We start from the raw sequence: 21979 nt of genomic DNA on the forward strand, positions 1-21979 counted from the left end.
CATTGGACTACTTGGTCGAATGCCTTTCCCTTCAAAACCGCCTCCACCTCGCTCAATTCCACCCCTTTGCCGCAAGCAGCACCAAATAATGGTACATCAGATCTGCCGCCTCGCCGAGGAATAGCTCCCGGTTGTCGTCCTTGGCTTCGATGACGAGTTCCACGGCTTCCTCGCCGACTTTTTGGGCGACTTTGTTGATGCCGCGGGCGAGGAGGGAGGCCGTGTAGGATTTCTCCGAAGGGTTGTCGCGGCGTTGATGAATGACCGCTTCAAGTTGGTGCAGAAATCCCTTGGCGTCGCCTTCGCCCCAGCAGGAGCTCGTCCCGTTGTGGCAGGTCGGACCTTTGGGAAGTGCTTGAATCAGAAGTGTATCTGCGTCGCAGTCAGAAGCGATCGAGACGAGTTCGAGGAAATGCCCCGAACTTTCGCCCTTGGTCCAGAGGCGGTTTTTGCTGCGGCTGAAAAAGGTCACATGACCACTTTCCTGCGTCACCGCGAGCGCCTCCGCATTCATATAGCCGAGCATGAGCACTTCGCGGGTATGCGCATGTTGCACGATCGCGGGCGCGAGGCCGTCGGATTCTTGGAATTTGATCTTCATCTTACGGGGATGGTTTGGGTTTTGAGAAATGCCTTGAGGTCGGGAATCGGAACCTCACCGAAATGGAAAATGCTCGCAGCCAAGGCTGCATCCGCCTGACCTCAGTAAATACCTCAGCGAAGTGCTGCGCCGTTCCTGCGCCGCCACTTGCAATCACGGGAATCGAAATCAAGTTGGAGACGGCAGCCGTGAGCGTGATGGCGAATCCCTTTTTGGTGCCGTCGTGGGCCATGCTCGTGAGCAAAATCTCGCCGGCGCCGCGCTCCTGCGCCTCACGCGCCCAAGCGAACGTGTCGATGCCCGTAGGCTTGCGGCCGCCATGCGTAAAAACCTGCCATTTTCCGTCGATTTCGTTGGTGTCGATGGCCAAGACCACACATTGACTGCCGAAATTATCGGCAAGCTCTGTCAGAAATGCCGGACGCGCCACGGCGCTGCTATTGATGCTCACCTTGTCCGCACCAGCGGCCAGCAAGGCCTCGACATCCGCGATTTCCCGCAATCCGCCACCAACGGTGAACGGAATGCTGATCTCAGCAGCAATCTGCTCGACCAATCGAATCAGCGTCCCGCGATTTTCAACCGTCGCGGTGATGTCCAGGAAAACGAGTTCGTCCGCGCCCTGAATTTGGTAGCTGCGTGCCAGTTCCACTGGATCGCCTGCATCGCGGATATCGACAAAATTGATGCCCTTCACCGTTCGCCCATCGCGAATGTCGAGGCAGGGTATGATTCTCTTTTTCAGCATCTTGCAGCAAGTTGAGCGAGGGTGATACGGCCTTCGTAAATGGCTTTCCCGACAATGGCGCCTTCGAGGCCATCCAAGGCAAGCTGATCGATGTCTTCAATCGTCGTGACCCCGCCACTCGCGATCAAATTCAGCCCGGGACAGGCCAATAGAATCTCTTTGTACAATTCAAATGCCGGACCTTGCAACATTCCATCCTTGGAAATGTCGGTGCAAATGCAAAATCCAACTCCTTTACTTTGGTAATTTTGGACAAAACCAACTAAGTCGGATTCTGTTGCTTCCTGCCATCCTGCGACGGCGATTTTGCGGTCTTTGGCATCAGCACCGAGGATGAGCTTCTCCGAACCGAAGATTTCAAGCCACTTGAGAAACGCCTGGGGATCCTTTGCGGCGATGCTGCCGCAGGTCACTTGTACCGCACCGGCCTCCAAGGCAATGCGTACTTGCTCTTCCGTGGAAATGCCGCCGCCAAAGTCAACTTGCAGGCTTGTCTGCGAAGCAATCGCCTCAAGCACAGCGTGGTTGATGATCTTGCGCGCCTTGGCGCCATCAAGATCCACGAGATGCAAATGGCGAATACCAGCCGCCTCAAACGCCTTCGCAACCTCAAGCGGGTTTTCGTTGTACACCGTTTTCTGCGCATAATCGCCCTGGGAAAGCCGCACGCATTTCCCGTCGATGATGTCGATAGCAGGGATGATTCTCATAGATTCAAGAAATTTTGCAACAACCGCTGACCAGCCTCCGCCGACTTTTCCGGATGAAACTGCACCCCGTAAAAATTGTCCCGCTGCAGCGCAGCACTGAAAGGCACCAAATATTCGGTCTCCGCCGCCGTCTCCGATCCGACCTCCGCATAGTAGCTGTTAACGAAATACATATTCTCTTCCAATCCGATATGTTGAAACAGCGGACCTCTGATTTCCGTGAAATCATTCCATCCCATATGCGGAACTTTACCGGTTGATGGGAACTTCTTCACATTCTCCTGAAAGATTCCCAGACATTCCGTGTCACCTTCCTCCGAATGTTTACACATCAATTGTAGTCCCAGGCAGATGCCCAGGAAAGGATTTCGCAGTTCGCGAATCACTTGATCCAGCGCCCTTTCCCGCAGGTAGGCCATCGCCGAACTCGCCTCCCCGACACCGGGGAAGATCACTTTGTCGGCTGCTTGCAGCCGCTCCGGCGAATCGGTGACCTCATATTGCGCTCCCAACCGATGCAAAGCATTCTCGACCGACCGGATATTCCCCGCATTGTATTTGACGATGGCGATCATAAAATCCCCTTTGTGCTTGGAATATTGGACGAAGCGGTGCGGCTCACAGCCATCATGATGGCTTTGGCCCAGGCTTTGAAGATGCTTTCGATCTTGTGGTGCTCGTTCTCGCCTTCTGCCTTGATATTCAGGTTGCAACGTGCCGTGTCGGTGAAGGATTTGAAGAAATGATGGAACAATTCCGTGGGCATTTCCCCGATTTTTTCACGCTTGAATTCGGCATCCCAGACCAGCCAAGGCCTGCCGCCAAAATCAATGGCGACTTGTGCCAGACAATCGTCCATCGGCAGGAGGAAGCCGTAGCGCATGATGCCTTTTTTGCTGCCGATCGCTTCGTCGAATGCCTTTCCCAGCGCCAGCGCCGTGTCTTCGATCGTATGGTGCTCGTCGATGTGCAAGTCGCCATTGACCTTGATTTTCAGGTCAATGCCGCCATGCCGCGCCAATTGTTCCAGCATGTGGTCAAAGAATCCGAGCCCCGTCGAAATCTCCGACTTTCCGACGCCGTCCAAATTCACCTCGACCCTAATGTCCGTCTCGAAGGTTTTGCGAATCACTTTTCCGACGCGCGGTTTTTCCTTGAGAAAGCGGTAAATTTCAGCCCAATCCATGGTGGTGAGTGCCGCGTCTGGATTGGAAGTCGACGCAATCTGAATGGCTTGACAACCAAGGTTTTTGGCGAGTTGTACATCCGTGAGGCGGTCGCCAATCACGAAGCTGTTGGCCAAGTCGTAATGGCCTCCCATGTAATGCCGCAACATTCCTGTCCCCGGTTTGCGGGTGTCGAGCCCGTCTTTGGGAAAGCTCCGGTCGATGCAGATTTCGTCGAAGACAAATCCTTCTCCTTTCAGAATGTCGAGCATCTTCGTATGCGCAGGCCAGAAGGTATCTTCTGGAAATGAGGCGGTTCCGAGGCCATCCTGATTGGTGACCATCACCAGCAAGAAGTCCAATTCGCGGGCGATCTTGCCCAAGTTGCTGATGGCGCCGGGCAGGAATTGCAGCTTCTCGTAGCTGTCAATCTGCTCGTCGGCCGGCTCCTGAATGATACAACCGTCACGGTCAATAAAGAGTATCTTTTTCATGTTCTTGATCCTATTTTAGGCCACGAAGGCACAAAGACACAAAGTCCAATTTTCTTCGTGCCTTTGTGCCTTTGTGGCTAATTTTTCATTTCCAATTCCCCCAACGCTTTCACAAATGCAATATTCTCCTCTGGCGTTCCGATGCTGATCCGCAAACAGCCCGGCACCACCGAACTGCGATCCCGAATCAAGATTCCACGGTCGGAAAGCCCATGGTAAAAGTGGTGAGGATCATCAAATTCCACGAGCAGGAAATTGGCATCCGAAGGCCAGACTTTGCGAACAAAGCCTTGTTTTTCAAGCCAATCCGCCAATTGCATCCGTTCTTGGATCAGCGTTTGAACGCGTTCCTCCGTTCCGACGTGGTCGTCGAGCGCTTTGAGAGCGACCTGCTGCGTGAGCAGATTCACGTTGTAGGGCGGCTTGATCTTGTTGAAAACCGCGATCACGGCCTCATTCGCCAGCGCAATTCCCAACCGGATTCCCGCAAGTCCCCAGGCCTTGCTCAAGGTCTGCAAAACCACCAAGTTCGGATACTGCGCCAACAGCGGAACGACGCTGCCTTGGGGGGCAAAGTCGATATACGCCTCGTCCACGATCACCAAACCAGAACTCGCCTTGGTGAGCCTTGCAATCGTCTCTACATCAATGAGATTCGCCGTCGGATTGTTGGGCGAACAAATGAAGGTCAGCTTGGGGCGATCGCGTTGCAGCACCTCCAGAACAGCTTCGAGATTCACCGAAAAATCAGCCAACAGCGGCACACGGATCAATTCCACGTCGTTGATGCCCGCGCTCACTTCGTACATGCCATACGTCGGCGGGCAGATGAGCACCTTGTCGATGCGCGGTTCGCAGAATCCCCTGAACAGCAGGTCGATGGCCTCGTCGCTGCCGTTCCCGAGAAACATTTGACTTGCGGGAACGCCTTTGATGGCACTCAGCTTCGCCTTCACCGCCTTTTGCAAGGGATCGGGATAGCGGTTGTAGCCGTTGTCGAAGGGGTTTTCGTTGGCGTCCAGCAGGATGCCTTGCTGCCCCGCATGTTCGCCGCGGGCGCTGCTGTAGGGCTTGAGCTTGCGCACACAAGCGCGCGTGAGTTGTTCAATGCTGTCCATCGCGAATCGCCTCCAATCTTAAGGTTACGGCATTTTTATGGGCATCCAACTGCTCCGCAGCAGCCATCAATTCGATCGCAGGGCCAAGGGCCGCGATTCCTGCGGCGCTCAATTCCTGAAACGTGATCTTCTTTAAAAAGCTGTCCAACGAAACGCCGGAATAGCTCCTTGCAAAGCCATTCGTGGGCAAGGTATGGTTCGTGCCGCTTGCATAATCGCCCGCACTTTCGCAGCTGTAATCGCCGATGAAAACACTACCGGCATTCTCCACTTTTTCGGCGAGATCGCGGGCATTGGCAGTCGCAAGGATCAGGTGCTCAGGCGCATAGGCATTGCTGAATGCCATGGCTTCGTCCAAATCCCGCAGAATGATCGCCTTGCTATGTGCCAAAGCCTTGGCTGCCATCAACTTGCGGGGCAGTTTTTCCAATTGTACATCGAGGGCCCGCTGCACCTTGTCCACGAATTCAGCCGAATCCGAAACCAAAATCACTTGACTGTCAGCGCCGTGCTCGGCTTGGCTCAACAAATCGGCCGCCACAAAATCGGCATTAGCACGGGCATCTGCAATGACCAGCACTTCGCTCGGACCCGCCGGCATGTCAATCGCAACCCCTTCCATTTGCACAAGCTGCTTGGCCATGGTCACGTATTGATTCCCAGGACCGAAGATTTTGTCCACCTTGGGAATCGATTCTGTGCCGAATGCCATCGCCGCAATCGCCTGTGCACCACCCACTTTGAAGACTTTTGTCGCGCCGACCAGCGCAGCGGTGTAGCGAATCGTCGGATCGATTTCCCCGTTTTTATTCGGCGGGGTGCAGAGCACGATTTCGCGGCAACCCGCAAGCTGTGCCGGAATCGCGAGCATCAGCAAGGTCGAAAAGAGGGGAGCGGTGCCGCCGGGAATGTAAAGGCCGACCTTCTCGATCGGCAAGCTTTTGCGCCAACAGCTGACGCCCGGCATCGTTTCGATCGGCTGCGGCAACTCGACCTGCGCCGCATGAAACTTGCGGATATTGGCGGCTGCAAGCTGAATCGCAGCTTTCAGTTCCTCCGGAATCGCGTTTCCAGCTTCCAATTCTGCAAGAGAGAGCAGGTTTTCGGGGCAACGGCCGTCAAATTTTTCCGTGAGTGCGCGCAGGCCTGCGTCGCCTTCGCTGCACACCTGCGCGAGGATGGCCTTGACCTGGGCCTCGAGTTGCGCAGCCGGCTCGGCCGGGCGTTCCAGCAACTTGGGCCATTCGGATTTTTGGGGGTAGGAGTAGGTGGCGATCATGTTTAAGTGAAAAGTTATCAGTGAAAAATGGCTTTGGCGTTAACCGTGGGAGGGGTGCGGTGCACCGTTTTTCGCCCTTGCGCAGTTTTTGCTTTTGTTTTTCGCCGGAGGCAAATGTTCGGGCGGCGTGCGGCCGGAGGCCTTTAGGTTTGCAAAGAGAAAAGAATAACCATGTTGTTGTAGTAATCTTTTCTTTTTGCTTCTTTTTCTTTTGTGGATTAACGTTGATATGTTGATAAGTCAGCACTGGCAGGAGGGAACTATGCCGGAGGCCGGGGGGTTAGCCCCACCCGCGGATTCAGTCTCCTGCCAGTTGCTTTGGGATACCCCGAATAGAAACCTGGGAAAGACCCATTAAAGGTCCTGGGAGAGCCCATCGCTGCTGGCTTTTCAACGAAAGAACTTATTCTAAAAATTTATGGAAAAGTACAGTTTTTTTGTCGGAATCGACATTTCCAAAGGCCATCTGGATTTTTGCATTCGCAATTCAAGCGTCCGTCTGGGCTTCAACAGGGTCCCGAACGATCCAGGCGGGATCAAGGAGGCAATTAAGTGGATGCGCTCCTTTGAGGGCTTCAGGGTAAAGGAATGCCTGGCATGCCTTGAACACACTGGGATCTATGGACTTACCGTCCTTGAGACCCTGCATCGCTTGGACTTTGCGGTTTGGATGGAGGTTGCTGCTTGCATCAAGAATGGGTCTGGCAGCCTGATGCGGGGCAAGAACGACAAGGTCGACGCCAGCAGGATCGCCGATTACGCCCACCGTTTCAGGGCCGACGCCAAGCTTTGGGAACCCCCGCGCAAAGAGATTACCTTGCTCGCCGACCTGATGGCTTCACGTACGCGCCTGATGGCGGTGATCAGTAAGCTGGCGGTTCCGGTCAACGAGATCAAGTCCTTCAAGGCAAAGGGGCACTATGAGAAGATCAAAGACGCCTCGAAAAAGACCATTGAAGCCGCCAGGAAAGAGGCCAAGGCGATTGAAAAGCAAATCTTGGAGATCATGATGGGTGATGCCGTGCTGGCCAGACTCTACGAGGTTGTGACATCGGTACAGGGAGTGGGCTTCGTCACCGCAACCAACCTCATCATCGCCACCAACGAGTTCAAGTACATTAACGACCCCCGCAAGCTGGCTTGCAATGCCGGTTGTGCCCCCTTCGAACACAGTTCCGGGACAAGTATCAGGGGACGGAACAAGGTCTCCCACAAGGCCAACAAGCGATTAAAGTCATTGTTGCACATGTGCGCGACAAGCGCCCTGCAAGCAGAGGGAGAGTTCAAGGTCTATTTCGACCGAAAGATCGCTGAGGGGAAGAATAAGTTCATAGTAATCAATGCAATACGCAACAAGATCATCCACAGGGTCTGTGCTTGCGTCAGGGAGGATCGCCTGTACACGAAGTTCCCGAAAACAGTGGCGTAACCGCAACCACTTGGCAATCAAAACCTGCTCAAAAATATCGCACAGTGCGGTAAGGGCTCCCTATTGCCTTAAATGTCCAGAAAAAAAACATGAAAAATATTTGTCACATCACTTGCATACACCATAGAAATCCGCCGCCTCATAGGATCATCTTCTCGATGGGGCAGACGACAATGCCTTCGGCGCCAGCGGCTTTGAGTTTCCCGATGATTTCCCAGAATTCGTCTTCGTGGACAACGCTGTGGAGGCTGCTCCAACCTTCCATCGCGAGCGGCAAAATCGTCGGACTTTTGATGCCTGGCAGCACGCGGCAGATTTCGTCGAGGGCATCGTTGGGGGCGTTGAGAAGAATGTACTTGTTTTTGCGCGCGTTTTTGACGGCGCGGATGCGGAAGAGAAGCTTGTCGAGCAGGGCTTGCTTGGAAGGCGAAATCCCGGGGTGGGCAACGAGGACAGCTTGGCTTCGGAGCACCGTTTCGACCTCGACCAAACCGTTGCTCAGCAGCGTACTGCCCGAACTCACGATGTCAAAGATCGCTTCTGCAAGTCCGATGCCCGGTGCAATCTCCACGCTGCCGCTGATTTCCTCGATTTCCGCGGAAATCTTGTTTTCGCGCAGGTAGTTGCCGAGAATTTCAGGGTAGGAGGTGGCGATTTTTTTGCCGTTGAACCAGCTGGGATCGGTGTATTTTTCTTCCCTGCGAATGGCGAGGCAAAGCCTGCAATACGCGAATCCGAGGGCCTCGACGGTTTGGACAGGCTTCTGCTTTTCCAAGACCACGTTTTCGCCGAGGATGCCCGCGTCTGCCACGCCATCGTGCACGTACTGCGGAATGTCGTCGTCGCGCAAAAACAGCACCTCCAACGGGAAGTTGCTCGCCGCTGCCAGCAGCTTTTGACTGCCATTGGGGACGTTGATCCCGCATTCCTCGAGCAGGAGGAGGCTTTTTTCGCTCAGTCGGCCGCTTTTCTGGACCGCAATTCTCAATTTTTCAGTTCCCATTCGCTTTTTCTCCGCCTTGGCGGCTTCAAATTCTCCAAAAACAAAAAAAGCCTGCCGGAGATCGGCAGGCTTTTGTATCGTTTACAGTTTTGATACGACAGCGTGACCATCACTCCGGCTTTGCAGCAGGGAAACGATGATGGTGGTGATGCAGCGTCAAAAACATGTTTCTTCCTTGAATTGTGATAGCAAGATTGGGAAGGCATTCGTTGAAAAGCAAATCAAATCTTGGAATGAAATTGTTAGTGATTGATTGTGAGTGAAATAAAAGTGAAACGCGATTCGTTCGTCGCTTGTAAATCAAATTCGTACCTTTCATCATGCGTTTCCGGTGGACCGTTTTTGTCTTGACTTTAGCTGCGGCACTTCCCGTATTTGGGCAGCAGGTCGTCGTAACAGGATCTATTGTGGAACATGTGGATGGCTGGATACGAAGGGGGCATGCGGTTCGGTATTGGCGCGAGGATCCGCCGGATTCGATCAAAGACCCGATGCTCATATTCAACCATCAATACGAATTTGTACGCGCTCCAGGCTGGATGATTGACATCGCGTACCACTACGTCAACCATTGCTGCACAGATACATGGTGTGGCATGGATGTTTATTTGTTCATTCCCCGCGAAGAACTCAAACGAAAGGTCCGGTCTTTGACGATTTCCCTGCCGGATTCCCGGCATGTATCGGCAACCAATGTCTATGGACGGTGGTACACTTCTTCTCCGGTTGAGCAATTGCAGGGCAATATTCAACTGAGCCGCAAAGGCTTGGCAAGGTGGAAGGCCGAGGTAAAGATCGACGGCATCTATGAGGAGGAAGATACGTTCAAGGTTCCCCACGTCACATGTAAACTGCGAAGGTTTCCCGCCTCCTTGTCCCGGGAATTGAAGCCCGGAGAGATCATTTGGGGAATCTAACGCGCTTCGATTGAGACGCGCCACGAGAACAAACACTTTGATAGCGAACGAACTATTTTCAAAATACTTCGCCTGCTACTAAAATTTTTCCACGCATACATTCGTTGGGGACTTGTTGAGCATCTATTCATCAAAATCCCACCGATTATGAAAAAGTTCCTTGGTTTGCTTTCCGCCGTTGCCATCTCGACAACCCTGCTGCCAGCGCAGTACAATTCCGAAAATCTTGTATTGAACAAAGAAGAGGCCGTCGAACGCTTTTCCTTCGACAAACTCCGCATCTATCCCATCACCGCCAACCGCGTTTTCATTGAGGCCCACAAATCAACCGGCAATTTCAAGCCCCTCAAAGCAGGATTGGAGGATGGATCCATCAAAATCATCGAACGCGGAGCAGCCGCGATTGAGCCTGAAGTAAATGCCGAGACCTTGGGGATGTTGCCACCGACCAATTTGGACGCATCCGATGAAGTCGCCGTCGAAGAGACTCCGGCCGAGCACCGCGATTACGACGGGCATGTCATTCGCTACGAACAGATTCAGGTCAACAATGTCGCTACACGGAATATCTCCGAGGAATCGTTGCCACAACAGCGCATCAACAATGACCATCTGAATATTCAGCAAATCCAGATGAATGGCGATGGCGGCGGTGCAAGCGACGAAGTCAACAAGCTTTTCATCCAAAACACGGGCAATGACAGCATTTTTATCATGGCGGGCGAAGTCGTGAAGGGCGGCAAACAGGACCGCGTGATTGCCATGGACATGGTCATTCCGCCGCATAGCGAGCCCATTGATCTCTCGGTGTTTTGTGTGGAACACGGTCGTTGGACCTATGACGGCTCCGACGCATCCGACGGATTTACGGGCCATGCCAACGTTGCCAATACGAGCGTGCGCAAGGCCGCAGTCGTTTCCAAGAATCAGTCCGAAGTTTGGTCAAAGGTCGAAGAAGTGACGACCGCCAACGATGCCCAAACCTCCACCGGCACCCTCAATGCGCTGGAAAAGGATGCAGATTACCAAAAGGAGCTCAAGGAATACGAAGCCAAATTTGGCACTGTGCCGACGTCGATGCCCTCTGTCATCGGCTTGGTTGCCGTGACCGGTAACCGCGTGATCGGCTGCGACATGTTTGCTACGCCCGACTTATTCCGCAATGCCTACCCCGACCTGCTGAAAAGTTACGCCTCCGAAGCCATCACCTCCGGTGCTAAAGTGACCATCAGTCAGGATGCCGTCGACAAGTACATCGCCAACATCCTCGACGAATCCAAGCAGAAGGAACGCGTGGAGGAAAACGGGCAGATGTTCCGACGTGGGACGCGGACCTTGCATATCAATGCGTTTTAAGGGTTGTGTTTCTGGCAAAAAGTATGTCCGGGCAATGGGAGGTGAGAGAGTAAACCTCCCGGGTTGAAGAGTTTAACGGCTTTGCACAAATGCAGGTTTGAGGTAAATTGCTTGACAGGAAACAGAAAATTCCCCCTTCGCCCTCTTGCCTTGCGGCAGGAGGGTTCGGGGGGATCGTTTCCCCAAAGGGAATCGACTAAAGAAACCGCGTGGTGTAATCTCCCCTCAGGGAGGACCGATTTGGGAACCCGGGGCCAAAAGTCCCTGGCGCATTACTCACAACCGGGCATTTCACTTACCTCCCTCTTCGGTCACATCGCGTAAAATCGGCTTTGCCCCACAGGGCCTGCCGTAAAGTCTTTTCCGTGCAACACGGTATTTTTTCAGTCTTGCTACAATTTGCCCCTCAGCTTGGGTGAGGCCTCAGGACCAAGAAAGTAGCGCAGACTCGTCCACAACGAACCATCCTTGTGCGGATACAGCACAAAAGTTTCAGAAAATGGCCCAAACAACTTGGGCTGATCTGAATTGAGATCAGGGTTGTCAATGGCAATCCTGACTTTGAATACTTGCAATCTGGACTTCATCGTACCTGTCCCGCGCGGCCACGGTTGCTTTTCCATGGGAAAATCATCGGGTTCAAGTCCCAAATGCGGGTTGGTCATCCCTTCGGTGCGATAATAGCTCCAAGGTCCGAGATCAAGATGCGTTTCGTCGAATGGGTGTGTAGAGACGTCCCATTCAGTGTTGCGCGAGGGAATGGATTGCGTCAAGCCCCCGATCGTCGCAAATTGACCGCCATCAAAATACCTTGCCCCGCTGACAACGCTTCCTGATGTGCGGAAATAGTCGGCACCATGTTGATGGGAGGGATGGACGAATCGCTTTTTCATGAAAACTGCATCACGGTTTTCTGTTTTTTTGTTCAAAAATGTGCGCAATTCTGCCTTTTTGTAACGATACAGAAAGAACTTGGGTCCGAATTTGAGGAATTTCTCATCCGAGCCTTCCCAGGATGCATAAACCTGATCGTGCCCGTAATGCTCATTTGCAAAGTCACGCTTGATCTTGATGCGTGGCTGCGGGATTTGGAACTGCATTTCGCTGATCAGCGCACGCAATGAAATCTTGCTCGTAACGCCTTCATGCACAACCGCCAACAAGTCATCCAGCGCCAAATTTGCGGCCAAAGGCAATTCCGATATTTTCTTGTCCTCGTTCATAAATGCACAATTTCATTTGAAAAACCTCGATACCTTCCGCACAATTGCCCTCGTCCCAGGCCACTTGGTTTCGCTGAGATAAATATAGGAGAATTCAGCAATAATTCCGAGAAATTCGCCTGAAAATATATGCGGAAATGCATGTTCTTTTTCACCAATCAACGGTTAATAATCCTTGCATCCATGGCAGTTTAATCATGCCAAAACTCCACGGCAAAAACTCCAGTAAAATGTCAATGGTATGACGGTCCACTTTGAGATTCCATCCATGATCTGTGAAGGTTAATTTTCCTTCGCGCATCAAAAAAGCCTCTCTAAATTGGTCAGGAGAAAGCTTTCCCGCTTTTTTCCAGTGTTCATTGGCAGCTGTCAACAACGATTCAGCCTCAGCCAATGCAGTCTCGGAAAGTTCCATGTGCGCGCGCACAGGTCGATCGATTTCCATCCCGCAAAGGAGTTTTGGCAATGGCATTCTTGCTTCGGAAACTTCAGTTTCGCCATAGGCCAAAAATGCCGTGAGCATTACCGCATTTTCTTGCATGATTTCGCTCTCAAAATTGCCATCTTTCATCCAACCCAAACTTTCGAAGCAATATTTCAAAAATGGATTGAGCAAGACCAACCCGGCATTGTCGATGAACAGCGAGGAATCGTCTGCCCAAGCGCGGGGGCTGTCTGAATTTGCCACCTTTGCAGTCTTTTTTTGCGGACTTTCCTGATTGAGTTTCGAGGAATGTACTTCCTTTTTTGTTTTTGCGTCAAATTCCTCTTTATCAATGTTCTTTGAATCCTTGGGGGAGTACAGCCCTTCGGATTCCGTGGGCGTTTTGGAGTGTACGCGTTTTTTGTGGGCTTCGACTCCCAGAATTTGATAGACCCAGCGCTGTTGTTGCTCGGGCAGGGCCTCGACCTCGCGTTGGATGTTTTCCTTGAAATTCACTTCACTTTTGGCAACTGTGCCGAGACTCATCGATTGAAAGAGGAGCTCGCGTATTTCCGATTGAAGAAAAGACGCCAATTCCAGCGGCAAAGATTCCGTTTCAAAAGGAGGGGTTGTATTCGCTTTCAATTCCGCGTTTTCCCCCGGGAATATTGGAGACAAAATCAACAATTGTTGTAAACCCAATTGTCCAAGTTGCGACTTCAATGCGATGGCGGAGCACTTTCCGGATTGAATCCAATCGCTGACCATGGCCAATAAAGTTGCTTGGTGTTGCTGCGAATAGCGCTGAAGCTGTGGAAGATGGCCCAACAAATACCCCTGCACCAAGGCGATCCGATGATCCTTTTGGCTTGGAAGCCAGGGAATCGTGGTGGAAATGGTCTCGGTCGCTGCCTGCAAAAAAGAAACAAGCCTTGCGATCTCGGCCGCCTGCACATCACTCAGCAGGGCAAGCAATTGAACCTGAAGTGGCAAAGGAAATTGAAGACCGATCCTGCGGATGACGGCTGGATTCGAGAGCCGCGGAACCAAGGCAGCTTTCAAGGGCTCGGAATACCCCTCCAACAGGGTTTCGAGCAATGCAACCGGGAGATTTTTGTGCGATGCCGAATCCCATTGCTGCAGACCTGTTTCCAGAAAGGCGATCAAGTTGGCGAGATCTGAAGACGCCACCGATTCTTGGGTGATGGTGACCGTATTCTCCTGCGTGGAATCCTTTGCCATTGCTTCCGCAAAAGCCGCCCTCAGCTTCTCCGTTACCATTCGCGGAAAATCCATGTGAAGATCCTGCAGGTCAATCGTTCCCAAATCCAATTGAAGGCGGTCTATCCGAATCAACTGATCTGCAGGTGCAAGTGCATCAAATTCCTGTTCCAGCATCGGAATCACCGCAGCTTGAAACAATGCAATCACTTGCGATTGAATCTCATAGGCACGCGCCTTGTCGCGCACCTTTATTTGAAGATGACTTTTTTGGACGATATGTGTGGCAGGCAAGCTCAACCTTTGAGGGTATTTCTCAAATCAATCAAATCCATTTTCACGGAAATCAGCCACTTCCTTGATTTCGTGTCCTTGCCCACAAGGCGGAAGGCGTAGGGTCCGGGTTTCACCATTTTTGAATCCAAAACCGTGATTTGACCATCCTTGGCGATCGAAAGACCCTGTGGGAATTTGCCGGATTCCACCTCGACAGTCACCAGTTTCATGTCTTTTCCGACAATTTGCACAAGGTTGACTTCCACACCGGTCGGAATGGGCAATCTGCTGAATGTCCGCTCTGCCTGCTTGAAAACCAGCCCTTTGACAAGTTCAATTTTGGTAAACACCTCACAATGGGGCTGCGCATGCGTCGAACCGTGGACCACGATTTCGTAGGTTCCGGGAAGGTGCCCTTGCCCCGGCTTTGCAATTATCTCGCCGGATTCCGTGAACAATAGGCCTGTTGGCAAACTTCCGCCGACAATTTTCGCACCCTTCAACCCAAGTTGGTCGACGGTCACGGTGGCAATCGTTTCGCCGCCGATCAAGGGTAACTCAATCCCTAGGAACTGTGCCTCCGTTTGGTACAATCCTGTCGTGGTTTTGCCTGCAACGAAATTGAGGATGACATCGACAAGATATTGGATTTTATTGGCGCCAATTCCTTGAATGCGAAGGGTATATCTTCCAGGAGTCAGAAGTTCCGGATTGGTGACCAGCAGCTTTGCAGTGGAATCCATCGCAATTCCTTCAGGCAATTTGCCTTCCACGAGCTTGTATTCCAACAGCGTGGATCCATCGGCAGTGATTTGTGTCAACGCCGCTCCCTTTTGTTGTGGGACAAGAATTTCAGCGGAAATGAATTGCACACGAACGATTTCTCCCGACCCATTTCCGGTTGCGGCTCCGATTGCGAGGGTGATTTGATGCTGGGTCTCACCGCCTGCGCTGTCCATGGTGGTCACCGTAAGGGCGTAATTTCCTTCTCTCAGTTTTGCTTGGTCGGCCACCGAAAACACGCCGGTGGCGGTATGGAACCGGATACCGGGAGGGAAGTTCCCCGTTGTGACCTGGGCTTCGACAATATCGCCATCAAGATCTTTGGGATAGGCGAGGATTGTACCATTCTTCAGTTCGGAGATCGGAGCAACTGCCTCAACAATATAGGTCGCCTCTTCATCATACCCGAAAACGATTTCAGGCACGGAAAGCTTGAAAACGAAACCCAAGTTGGTCGTTCCGGAGATTTCGAGCCCATCAAAATAGCCTGGAAGCAATTTTACAGGATCACTGACTTCGATATTGCCCTTGCTGCTCAGCGCCAACCCTGCTGGCAACCTGCCGGCACTGATCGCTGCGGTTTGCAAAGTACCGGAAAGGACCGTGAGCCTGACGACGAGGTCTCCTTTTTTACAGCGGTCGATGCTGCGCGTGGGCAACAATTCCAGCATGGCGACACGCACCCATTTCTCCAATTGCAGGCGGAAATCGGGACGGCTTTCCCATCGTTGCCGCCAATAACCAAGCTCCTCACGGAAGATGTTGACAGCTGAATGGTTTCCCAAGTTGTCAATATTCGGAGCCATTTCATCAAAAAAACGGGCGAGTACACCGTCTTCGGGAGCCTCCGGCAAAATGTCCAGGACTTCGAATGTCGTGTTGGTGAGGACGGTCGTCAATTCGACCTTTCGTTGCAGGATATGGGTTTGTTCGATTTCGCTGACGCCGTAGGAGCTTTCGATCAATGCCGAAGAAGCTTCGCCAATGCCCTTCAAAAGTTCTCCAAAGATGGAAGTCACAATTCGCACGACGACTTCAGCGCCCTCACCGGCCTGCAGCGAGGCGAGCATTTTCGGATTGGAAAGCAGACGGTCGAGTGCCTCGTAAGTGGCATAAACCGCATCGTAGGCGGCAACCAAGGTGGGCAAAGGTTCGCCACCCAATGGCGAGTCGAGCCGTTTCCCGATGGCAATCAGCGGCCCATAGACCACGCCCGGCACCAATCGTGACAAAGCCGCATCCAGTTTGGGCTTGGTGCTCACAAACTGCCCCTGTAAATCACGCAGGGTTTTGCGCAATTCCTGGAATTCAGGGAAGAAGACAAATGGGACCTTGCTGCTCATAGGATGCGACTATTTTGTTGTTGGATCAGATCAAAAAGGCCTTCGACCTCGGTCGACAAGTCATCGGTGCGCACATCGGCTGCAAAATTTGTCGCTGCAACGACTTGCTGCCTGTAAATCTCCACATATACAGCAAGTTGTGCCCTTGTCTGGGTATTCGCACTTCCTCCTTTTTTCAAAATTTCGGATTGCAAACGCACGATTTCATCCATGGTTTCCACCAACAGACCCCCGAGTGATTGGGTCACGTCCCCGTCTTTGCTGCCATTGGCATAAGCCTCTACCAGCGCCGGATTGGTGCGCAATTGAGGATTGTCAGGAAACTGCGTCGCATTTTGAAGATCAAAGACGAGCTTTCCGGTTGAGTTGGTCAATGTAAGGGATTTTTCATTTCCGAGATTGGAAGAGCCATTGAGCAAGACATTTCCTCCGAATACGGCCGTCACATTTCCTTTGCCTCCACCCGGATTGACCACCACAAATTGCCGGCGCGTGATGGTGAGGGTTCCCTCGACGATTTCGGCGCCGATCGTACCATTGAAACTGACAGTCTGGCCAAGCGTGGAGGTCGCAAATCCTGTCCCTTCCGTAAACCCAAGCTCAATTCCGTTTCCTTTTGACACCGTTCCGAAGCTCTTCGGGAAAAGCGGCAGCCTGAAGCTGGTTACTTGCAAACCGTATACTTTTGGAGCGAGATTCAGTAAATGACTTTGGTTGGAAGCCGTGACGGTGAAGCTGACCGCTACCAGGCGTTTCAGAATCAGAATCGGAACTGCAAGCGTAGTCTTGCCGCCTTGGTTGTCCGTCAAGGTGACCGTGCGCGGGTAGCTGCCGGCTACCAGCAGCGCTGGGTTGGAAACATAGATTTCATACTGCCCGAGCACGAGGCGCATGCCGAGTCCAGCGGGGAGTGCCGTATCAAAGGCATAAGTGGTGAAATTGGTATTCGGATCATTGTCCTGGAACCTGAACAAGACATCGTTGAGCACATAGGTATTGACACGCTGCCCATTGAGCACCGCCAAAATGGTGGCTTCGATGTCCCGGCGCGCATCAATATTCACTGGCACATTGCCTTTTCCTCCCAATGAGTCTGTTGTTGCAATGTTCACCACCGCGCGCACGAGGTTGGTGGTCGCATTGATCACCGTGAAATACGGGCTGTAGCTTACGGCATTGACAAACTGATTCCAGAACTCGATTTCGATGCGGGCAACGGTGCCGGGGTAACCCGATGCCGCGCCAACCACCATTTTCAAACCTAAATCTGCGAGGAGGGTGCCGCCGACTTGCGTGGCGGTTACAATTCCAGTTCCATCAGCATCCTTGATCCAAGCCAAAACTTGGTGTTTGAGGTACTGATCCACGTTTTTGACAGGGGCGTAATCCACCGTCGGTTCTTGGTCGAGCCTTGCCTGAATGGTGCAATTAGCGACGCCAATTCCTCCGGTATTGTCCACTGTGCCAACCTGGAAGGTCAACGTGGCGATCAAGTTGCTGTCGGCTATGCTACTGTTCATCGTCGATGTGAAGGCCGCTTGATCGCTGACTTTCACCTGCAATTGATTGCCCACTTGCGTAATCGTCAAGCCCATGCTCGCCAAATTCACCGGCGGGGTGAAACTCGCGATCCCCATGTCCAACGTTTCCGAAATCGTCCCCACCAAGGTGCCGGCAACGAGTTGATCGACGGATTTGACGGGCGGTACACCTGCAAATACAGGCGGATTGTCTCGCCGGATGGTCAATAGAATATCGACATCCGATTTGCCATGCTTCTCATCCTCGGTTTTGAGCTTGATCGTTTTGTTGTAGGTGGCTCCACTCAAGGTAAACAGCGTCCCGAGCGCGGTCGTGAATGTCGGCAAATGGCTGATATACACTTCCGCTTCGACTGGGCTACCTGTGGTCAATTGAAGGGCAAGTCCAAGTGAGGCCAAGGCCGTGGTGCCCAGCCTTTCCACCACAGTGACGAGGTCGCCATCGGCATCACTGATCTTGGCCACGATGTCGCCGGCATTGTAGGCGTCCTGGTTTTTGCTGACCGGTGTCAACGCAACACCGACCGCCTCCTGATCCGGTTCAATCACGATCGTGACCGTGAGCAGGGTTTCCCCGCCGTCATCGTCCATGAGGTTGACTTGCACCACAAAAGTTCCAACGATCAGAAGCATGGAACACCTACGGCAATTGTTCCGTTGATCAGGTCCAAGGTCATTCCCGGAGGCATTCCCGAATACACTGTGTTGGGTGAACCCACTTTGTAGCTCGTGACAAACGTCGCCATGATGATGGCCCCATCCGGATCGGTGAATTGCACAAGCGGCTGACCAGCTGTGAAATTGTCAATATGGCGATTGGTCTCTTGGAAGGATACAACGGCCGGTCCATTGGGGATGAATTGAAGCGTCACCGAATGGTAGGTTACCTCACCACTTTCACTCAGGGTGGCGATGACCAATGGCCAATCAAATTGGGTGATGGTATGCAACAGATCGCTGTCTTTGACGCGGATATCGCCCGTGCAAATGTCCAGGCATACTCCCGGCGGCAGCGGGAGCGAGTCCGGGGCAAGCCATGCACCGGTGATCGGGCTGTCGGGATCGACGACATGCGCCAAGACGTCACAATTTTCCCATTGGTCGACAATACGGCGTGGCTCCGTGACGTAATAGGCATCGGCAAGATTGCGCAGGTTGCCGAGACAGTCGACAAACCATTCGCTTTCCTCCCCGGAGGCAAGCTTACGCTCGATGAGAATTTTGTAAAAATTCTCCTGCAACATCAGGCCCTTGTCGATTTCGCCCGTCACTTCCAGGTCATTGTCGATTTCCCATAACAGCGACAGGTCCTTGTTGATCCATTGACCATTGAGCCATTCATTCCAACAATGTTCAAAATCATACATTTGGACGGGATCGACCCAGTAGAAATGGACGTACACATGTGCGGGCGCTTCCATGCGCAGGAGGCGTTTGAACAGGCGCCTGAAATCCATTTCGGCAAATCTCCCGGCCCAGTTGGGCAGCACGACACTGATTCTGAACGAATACGGATCTTCGATATTGAGGGCCTTGCAGTTACTCAGGATGCGCACCGGCAAGGTGGGGTCGCCATTGGCGCGTGGCCTGAGCAGGATGTGCTCTATGATGTGCAGGTTTTCAATGCTGTACAGTTCCAGAAGGTAAGCGCCCAATGCGGCAATGCATTCAGTTGCCGAGCCGAAGCTGGACAAATATCCTGCATCAACAATGCCGATGGCCGATGTTGGAACGGTTACATCCGACCGCAATTCCCAAAAACCGCCGTTCAATACCCAATTGGCCGCATCCTGACTAAGCGGGAAAGCCAATGCGAGGTCGGATTGAAGCATCGCCTTGGTTGCTTGGAAACTGCCGGGAACCGAAACGAAAGCAGGCAACGTTCCCGTATCATCCATCAGTTCAAACGTCCATTGGTTGGGAGACAATTCGGAGAATGTAAACCGCTCAAAAGGGTTGATATATTCCCGTTCCACCTTTGGAAGGCCTGTGAGATAGACCATCCGCTTTTTGAGTCCCTCTACTTGCAAATTGTTGAGCGCAAAATAGCTGTCCGGGACAAATCCTGCGGAGAGGGGCAGTTGGTAGTTGAAGGCAGTTCCCCGGTCGTTGCTGTGACCGCGACGCCGATCGGTTGCATTGGGATCACAGGCAAGTGAATCCGTGGCATAATTGCGCAGGAAACGGGATTGATCCGCGATCAACTTGCTGTATTGGTCTGCCTCCGGAATTTTTTTGCTGAAAACGTAGGCGGCGTACTCGCTGAAGGATTCGTTGAACCTTGCGAGTAGATGATTGAGGAAACGATGGCGCCTGTCTTGAAATCCATCTTGGTTTTCTGCCAATGCATTGACCTTGTTCAAAATGTGATCCGGGTCGCTTGAGGGCAGGTTGACATAATCGCCATATTGTGCATCGGTCAAGCCCGTGGCATCGACAATCAGCTCCTTCACCCGCGGAACATCAAACAAAGCCTGCGTGAAATATGTGCGGTTGATACTGTCTGAATAGGAAAAGAGCAGACGAACGTTGGCTAGCTGCGAATGGAAATTGGCCAACAATTGCTCGAAAAACAAGAGATAAGCCTTGAGCTGTTTGGCCTGCGCCATCCTCAAAGCAGGTTCGTCAGGCGCCAATCCTTCCAAGCCAATGGCAAAGTTGGCCGGAAATTCATGCTGAATCGAATAGTATTCTTCGAGGTTGGTGTAATCGTTGGTTGGAATGTCAAAATCTCCCCGCCCGGCATTGCCATTGAGGTGCTCCAATGCTTTGAGTTCGGAGAGATAGTTTAAGGCCTTTTGACGATCGGGTTCTTCGAATTTTCCCCCGCCGCAATCGATGCGAACATTGGAGAAGTTGTAGTTCAGCTTGGGCAAAAACCGCTCCGGCTGCACCAAACAGAGACATTCCGTGCGGCGAGATTCTTGGAGGAGACCTTGCAAATACCGCGACAGGGAAATACTTTGGACATCTTCCACGCCGGGAATTTTCATGAATTCCTGCAGAAGGTCAGAGGTGTAGAGAATTTCACGTCGTTGCGTGAATTGGGCTTCATTGCTGTCAATGAAGCCATTGCAAAGCCACGGCCCTTCAAAAATTTCCTCCGGCCGGTAGCCTTTGTCCAACATTTCCCGCAAGGAATAGGACCTGATGGCTGGCGAAAGATAGTTTTCAGTCGCATGATAAACCTTCGCCAAAATTGCGTCGCAGTCGGCACCGGAAGCGACAACAAGCTCCAATTCCAAGCCGATTTCCTGCAAACTCATCGGATACACATGGTCAAAGTCTTCGCAAAGGTTGCGATGCTCTGCCAAGGCGATCCGCGCATCCTCCAAAAATCCCTTGATCAATGCGCGCTTTCGCAAGAAATTCAGAATCAATTGGACGATTTCCTGTTGGTCGTCAAAGTCCCCGCCATCGTAGGCTGCCATTCCATAAGTGGGCGCGACGCCAATGCTTGTATCCAGAAATTCGTCTTTGAGCCTGGCAATGAACTCGTTGTAGTTGAGTACAAATTCCTGTCCTGAAATCACCTTGAGGGTCATTGGCAATTCGACAGCACGTTCATTGGGATTGACTTCCAAAGTGAATTCAAAAACATAGGGCTGCAAGGGTGCTTCCGTGAGTAGCCCGTCCTTCAATCGAAGCTCAAAAACGTTGCCTCCGCCCGGTGTGGAGGAAAGCACTTGGGTATAAATGGCATCAAACTCGTCTGAAATCTCTTCCCAGACGGGAAACTCGATTTCCACTTCAAAAGGCTTTTCCTCGATTTGCCCGATCGGTTTGATCCAAAAGGTGGTAGCCAAGGAATTGTCGTTCAGATCACCAAAATCGGGATGGACATCAAATTGCAGGAAGACATTGTAAAGCCCTTTGATGTCGATTTTTTGGGTGGTCGCCGTCGCGGTATGCACAAAATGTGGCTTACCCGGGCTAGGGGGGAATTCAAGAAACAGCTCCGGAACAGGTCCGTTGGGGCTTTCTACCTTTTCGAGCCAGGCATTGCGGATTCCGCCGAGGTCGATCAGCAGTTTGCGATAATCGGTGATCGTCAGTGGTGCATTGCTCGCCACTTGTGCAAGCGTGAAAAAATCATTGAGCACTGTGCTCCCGGGGGAAGGCTCGATGATTGTTCCGATCTCAAAATCAGTGCGGTAGCCAAGATCGGTGATGGCATAACAAAGCACCTCCAAGATGGTGATGCCGGGGTCATGGGCATTGTAGTCGGTCCATATTTTGCCCGACAAAGCTGTAATGTGCTTCAGGCCTTCCAAGTAAAGACTTTGGTAGTCCATGCTTGGATCAGGTGCCAATGGCCGCGAAATGGAGGATGTAGCGTCTGCCATA

At 52.3% G+C, this 21979-nt stretch carries 15 protein-coding genes and 1 pseudogene; 3 read left to right on the forward strand and 13 right to left on the reverse strand.

The features are described 5' to 3' along the window. Window positions 1-52: 52 nt before the first annotated feature. The 7 genes and pseudogenes from IPN95_25760 to hisD form a co-directional block, all read right to left on the reverse strand. Window positions 53-601, reverse strand: coding sequence for a bifunctional phosphoribosyl-AMP cyclohydrolase/phosphoribosyl-ATP diphosphatase HisIE (locus tag IPN95_25760; protein ID MBK9452764.1), 549 nt, complete (start codon window positions 599-601; stop codon window positions 53-55). Further along, window positions 598-1349, reverse strand: a pseudogene (hisF, locus tag IPN95_25765) (imidazole glycerol phosphate synthase subunit HisF). The gene IPN95_25760 and the pseudogene hisF overlap by 4 nt, the downstream one beginning before the upstream one ends. Beyond that, window positions 1343-2059 (reverse strand): 1-(5-phosphoribosyl)-5-[(5-phosphoribosylamino)methylideneamino]imidazole-4-carboxamide isomerase, encoded by a 717-nt coding sequence (hisA, locus tag IPN95_25770; GenBank protein ID MBK9452765.1) that lies wholly within the window; start codon window positions 2057-2059, stop codon window positions 1343-1345. Before hisA ends, hisF begins: the two are co-directional and overlap by 7 nt. Then, window positions 2056-2634, reverse strand: coding sequence for an imidazole glycerol phosphate synthase subunit HisH (hisH, locus tag IPN95_25775; GenBank protein ID MBK9452766.1), 579 nt, complete (start codon window positions 2632-2634; stop codon window positions 2056-2058). Before hisH ends, hisA begins: the two co-directional genes overlap by 4 nt. Next, window positions 2631-3719, reverse strand: coding sequence for a bifunctional histidinol-phosphatase/imidazoleglycerol-phosphate dehydratase HisB (gene hisB / locus IPN95_25780; GenBank protein MBK9452767.1), 1089 nt, complete (start codon window positions 3717-3719; stop codon window positions 2631-2633). Before hisB ends, hisH begins: the two co-directional genes overlap by 4 nt. Before the next feature lie 77 nt (window positions 3720-3796). Next, window positions 3797-4837 carry a histidinol-phosphate transaminase gene (gene hisC, locus IPN95_25785; protein ID MBK9452768.1) on the reverse strand — a complete coding sequence of 347 codons (1041 nt, stop codon included), beginning with the start codon at window positions 4835-4837 and terminating at the stop codon, window positions 3797-3799. Further along, window positions 4824-6116, reverse strand: a complete 1293-nt coding sequence (hisD, locus tag IPN95_25790; GenBank protein ID MBK9452769.1) for a histidinol dehydrogenase — start codon at window positions 6114-6116, stop codon at window positions 4824-4826. Before hisD ends, hisC begins: the two co-directional genes overlap by 14 nt. Before the next feature lie 418 nt (window positions 6117-6534). Between hisD and IPN95_25795 the strand changes: the two genes are divergently transcribed. Continuing rightward, window positions 6535-7545, forward strand: coding sequence for an IS110 family transposase (locus IPN95_25795; GenBank protein ID MBK9452770.1), 1011 nt, complete (start codon window positions 6535-6537; stop codon window positions 7543-7545). Window positions 7546-7684: 139 nt separating this feature from the next. Here IPN95_25795 and IPN95_25800 read toward each other — a convergent pair whose 3' ends face one another. Beyond that, window positions 7685-8548: an ATP phosphoribosyltransferase gene (locus IPN95_25800; GenBank protein MBK9452771.1), complete on the reverse strand. Its 864-nt coding sequence runs from the start codon at window positions 8546-8548 to the stop codon at window positions 7685-7687. A gap of 320 nt (window positions 8549-8868) precedes the next feature. Here IPN95_25800 and IPN95_25805 point away from each other — a divergent pair, with 320 nt between their 5' ends. Beyond that, window positions 8869-9465: a hypothetical protein gene (locus tag IPN95_25805; GenBank protein MBK9452772.1), complete on the forward strand. Its 597-nt coding sequence runs from the start codon at window positions 8869-8871 to the stop codon at window positions 9463-9465. Between the two features lie 147 nt (window positions 9466-9612). Beyond that, on the forward strand, window positions 9613-10821 hold the full coding sequence (locus tag IPN95_25810; protein ID MBK9452773.1) for a hypothetical protein: 1209 nt from the start codon (window positions 9613-9615) through the stop codon (window positions 10819-10821). Between the two features lie 392 nt (window positions 10822-11213). Here IPN95_25810 and IPN95_25815 read toward each other — a convergent pair whose 3' ends face one another. The 5 genes from IPN95_25815 to IPN95_25835 form a co-directional block, all read right to left on the reverse strand. Beyond that, a complete protein-coding gene (locus IPN95_25815) occupies window positions 11214-12044 on the reverse strand; it encodes a hypothetical protein (protein MBK9452774.1) in 831 nt (276 codons plus the stop codon). Between the two features lie 151 nt (window positions 12045-12195). After that, window positions 12196-13938, reverse strand: a complete 1743-nt coding sequence (locus tag IPN95_25820) for a hypothetical protein (protein MBK9452775.1) — start codon at window positions 13936-13938, stop codon at window positions 12196-12198. A gap of 47 nt (window positions 13939-13985) precedes the next feature. After that, window positions 13986-16091 (reverse strand): hypothetical protein, encoded by a 2106-nt coding sequence (locus IPN95_25825; GenBank protein MBK9452776.1) that lies wholly within the window; start codon window positions 16089-16091, stop codon window positions 13986-13988. Further along, window positions 16088-18265, reverse strand: a complete 2178-nt coding sequence (locus tag IPN95_25830; GenBank protein ID MBK9452777.1) for a hypothetical protein — start codon at window positions 18263-18265, stop codon at window positions 16088-16090. The genes IPN95_25825 and IPN95_25830 overlap by 4 nt, the downstream gene beginning before the upstream one ends. Then, window positions 18256-21978, reverse strand: coding sequence for a hypothetical protein (locus IPN95_25835; protein ID MBK9452778.1), 3723 nt, complete (start codon window positions 21976-21978; stop codon window positions 18256-18258). Before IPN95_25835 ends, IPN95_25830 begins: the two co-directional genes overlap by 10 nt. Between the last annotated feature and the right edge of the window lies 1 nt (window position 21979).

This window comes from Bacteroidota bacterium, from assembly GCA_016718825.1.
Classification (GTDB): Bacteria; Bacteroidota; Bacteroidia; order J057; family JADKCL01; genus JADKCL01.

What these genes read in the sequence shown, in the direction of transcription:
- IPN95_25825 (MBK9452776.1), bottom strand. Translation starts at nt 16,091, where the DNA reads ATGAGCAGCAAGGTCCCATTTGTCTTCTTCCCTGAATTCCAGGAATTG.
- IPN95_25810 (MBK9452773.1), top strand. Translation starts at nt 9,613, where the DNA reads ATGAAAAAGTTCCTTGGTTTGCTTTCCGCCGTTGCCATCTCGACAACC.
- hisH (MBK9452766.1), bottom strand. Translation starts at nt 2,634, where the DNA reads ATGATCGCCATCGTCAAATACAATGCGGGGAATATCCGGTCGGTCGAG.
- IPN95_25760 (MBK9452764.1), bottom strand. Translation starts at nt 601, where the DNA reads ATGAAGATCAAATTCCAAGAATCCGACGGCCTCGCGCCCGCGATCGTG.
- IPN95_25815 (MBK9452774.1), bottom strand. Translation starts at nt 12,044, where the DNA reads ATGAACGAGGACAAGAAAATATCGGAATTGCCTTTGGCCGCAAATTTG.
- IPN95_25800 (MBK9452771.1), bottom strand. Translation starts at nt 8,548, where the DNA reads ATGGGAACTGAAAAATTGAGAATTGCGGTCCAGAAAAGCGGCCGACTG.
- hisB (MBK9452767.1), bottom strand. Translation starts at nt 3,719, where the DNA reads ATGAAAAAGATACTCTTTATTGACCGTGACGGTTGTATCATTCAGGAG.
- IPN95_25835 (MBK9452778.1), bottom strand. Translation starts at nt 21,978, where the DNA reads ATGGCAGACGCTACATCCTCCATTTCGCGGCCATTGGCACCTGATCCA.
- IPN95_25830 (MBK9452777.1), bottom strand. Translation starts at nt 18,265, where the DNA reads ATGCTTCTGATCGTTGGAACTTTTGTGGTGCAAGTCAACCTCATGGAC.
- hisD (MBK9452769.1), bottom strand. Translation starts at nt 6,116, where the DNA reads ATGATCGCCACCTACTCCTACCCCCAAAAATCCGAATGGCCCAAGTTG.
- IPN95_25795 (MBK9452770.1), top strand. Translation starts at nt 6,535, where the DNA reads ATGGAAAAGTACAGTTTTTTTGTCGGAATCGACATTTCCAAAGGCCAT.
- hisA (MBK9452765.1), bottom strand. Translation starts at nt 2,059, where the DNA reads ATGAGAATCATCCCTGCTATCGACATCATCGACGGGAAATGCGTGCGG.
- IPN95_25805 (MBK9452772.1), top strand. Translation starts at nt 8,869, where the DNA reads ATGCGTTTCCGGTGGACCGTTTTTGTCTTGACTTTAGCTGCGGCACTT.
- hisC (MBK9452768.1), bottom strand. Translation starts at nt 4,837, where the DNA reads ATGGACAGCATTGAACAACTCACGCGCGCTTGTGTGCGCAAGCTCAAG.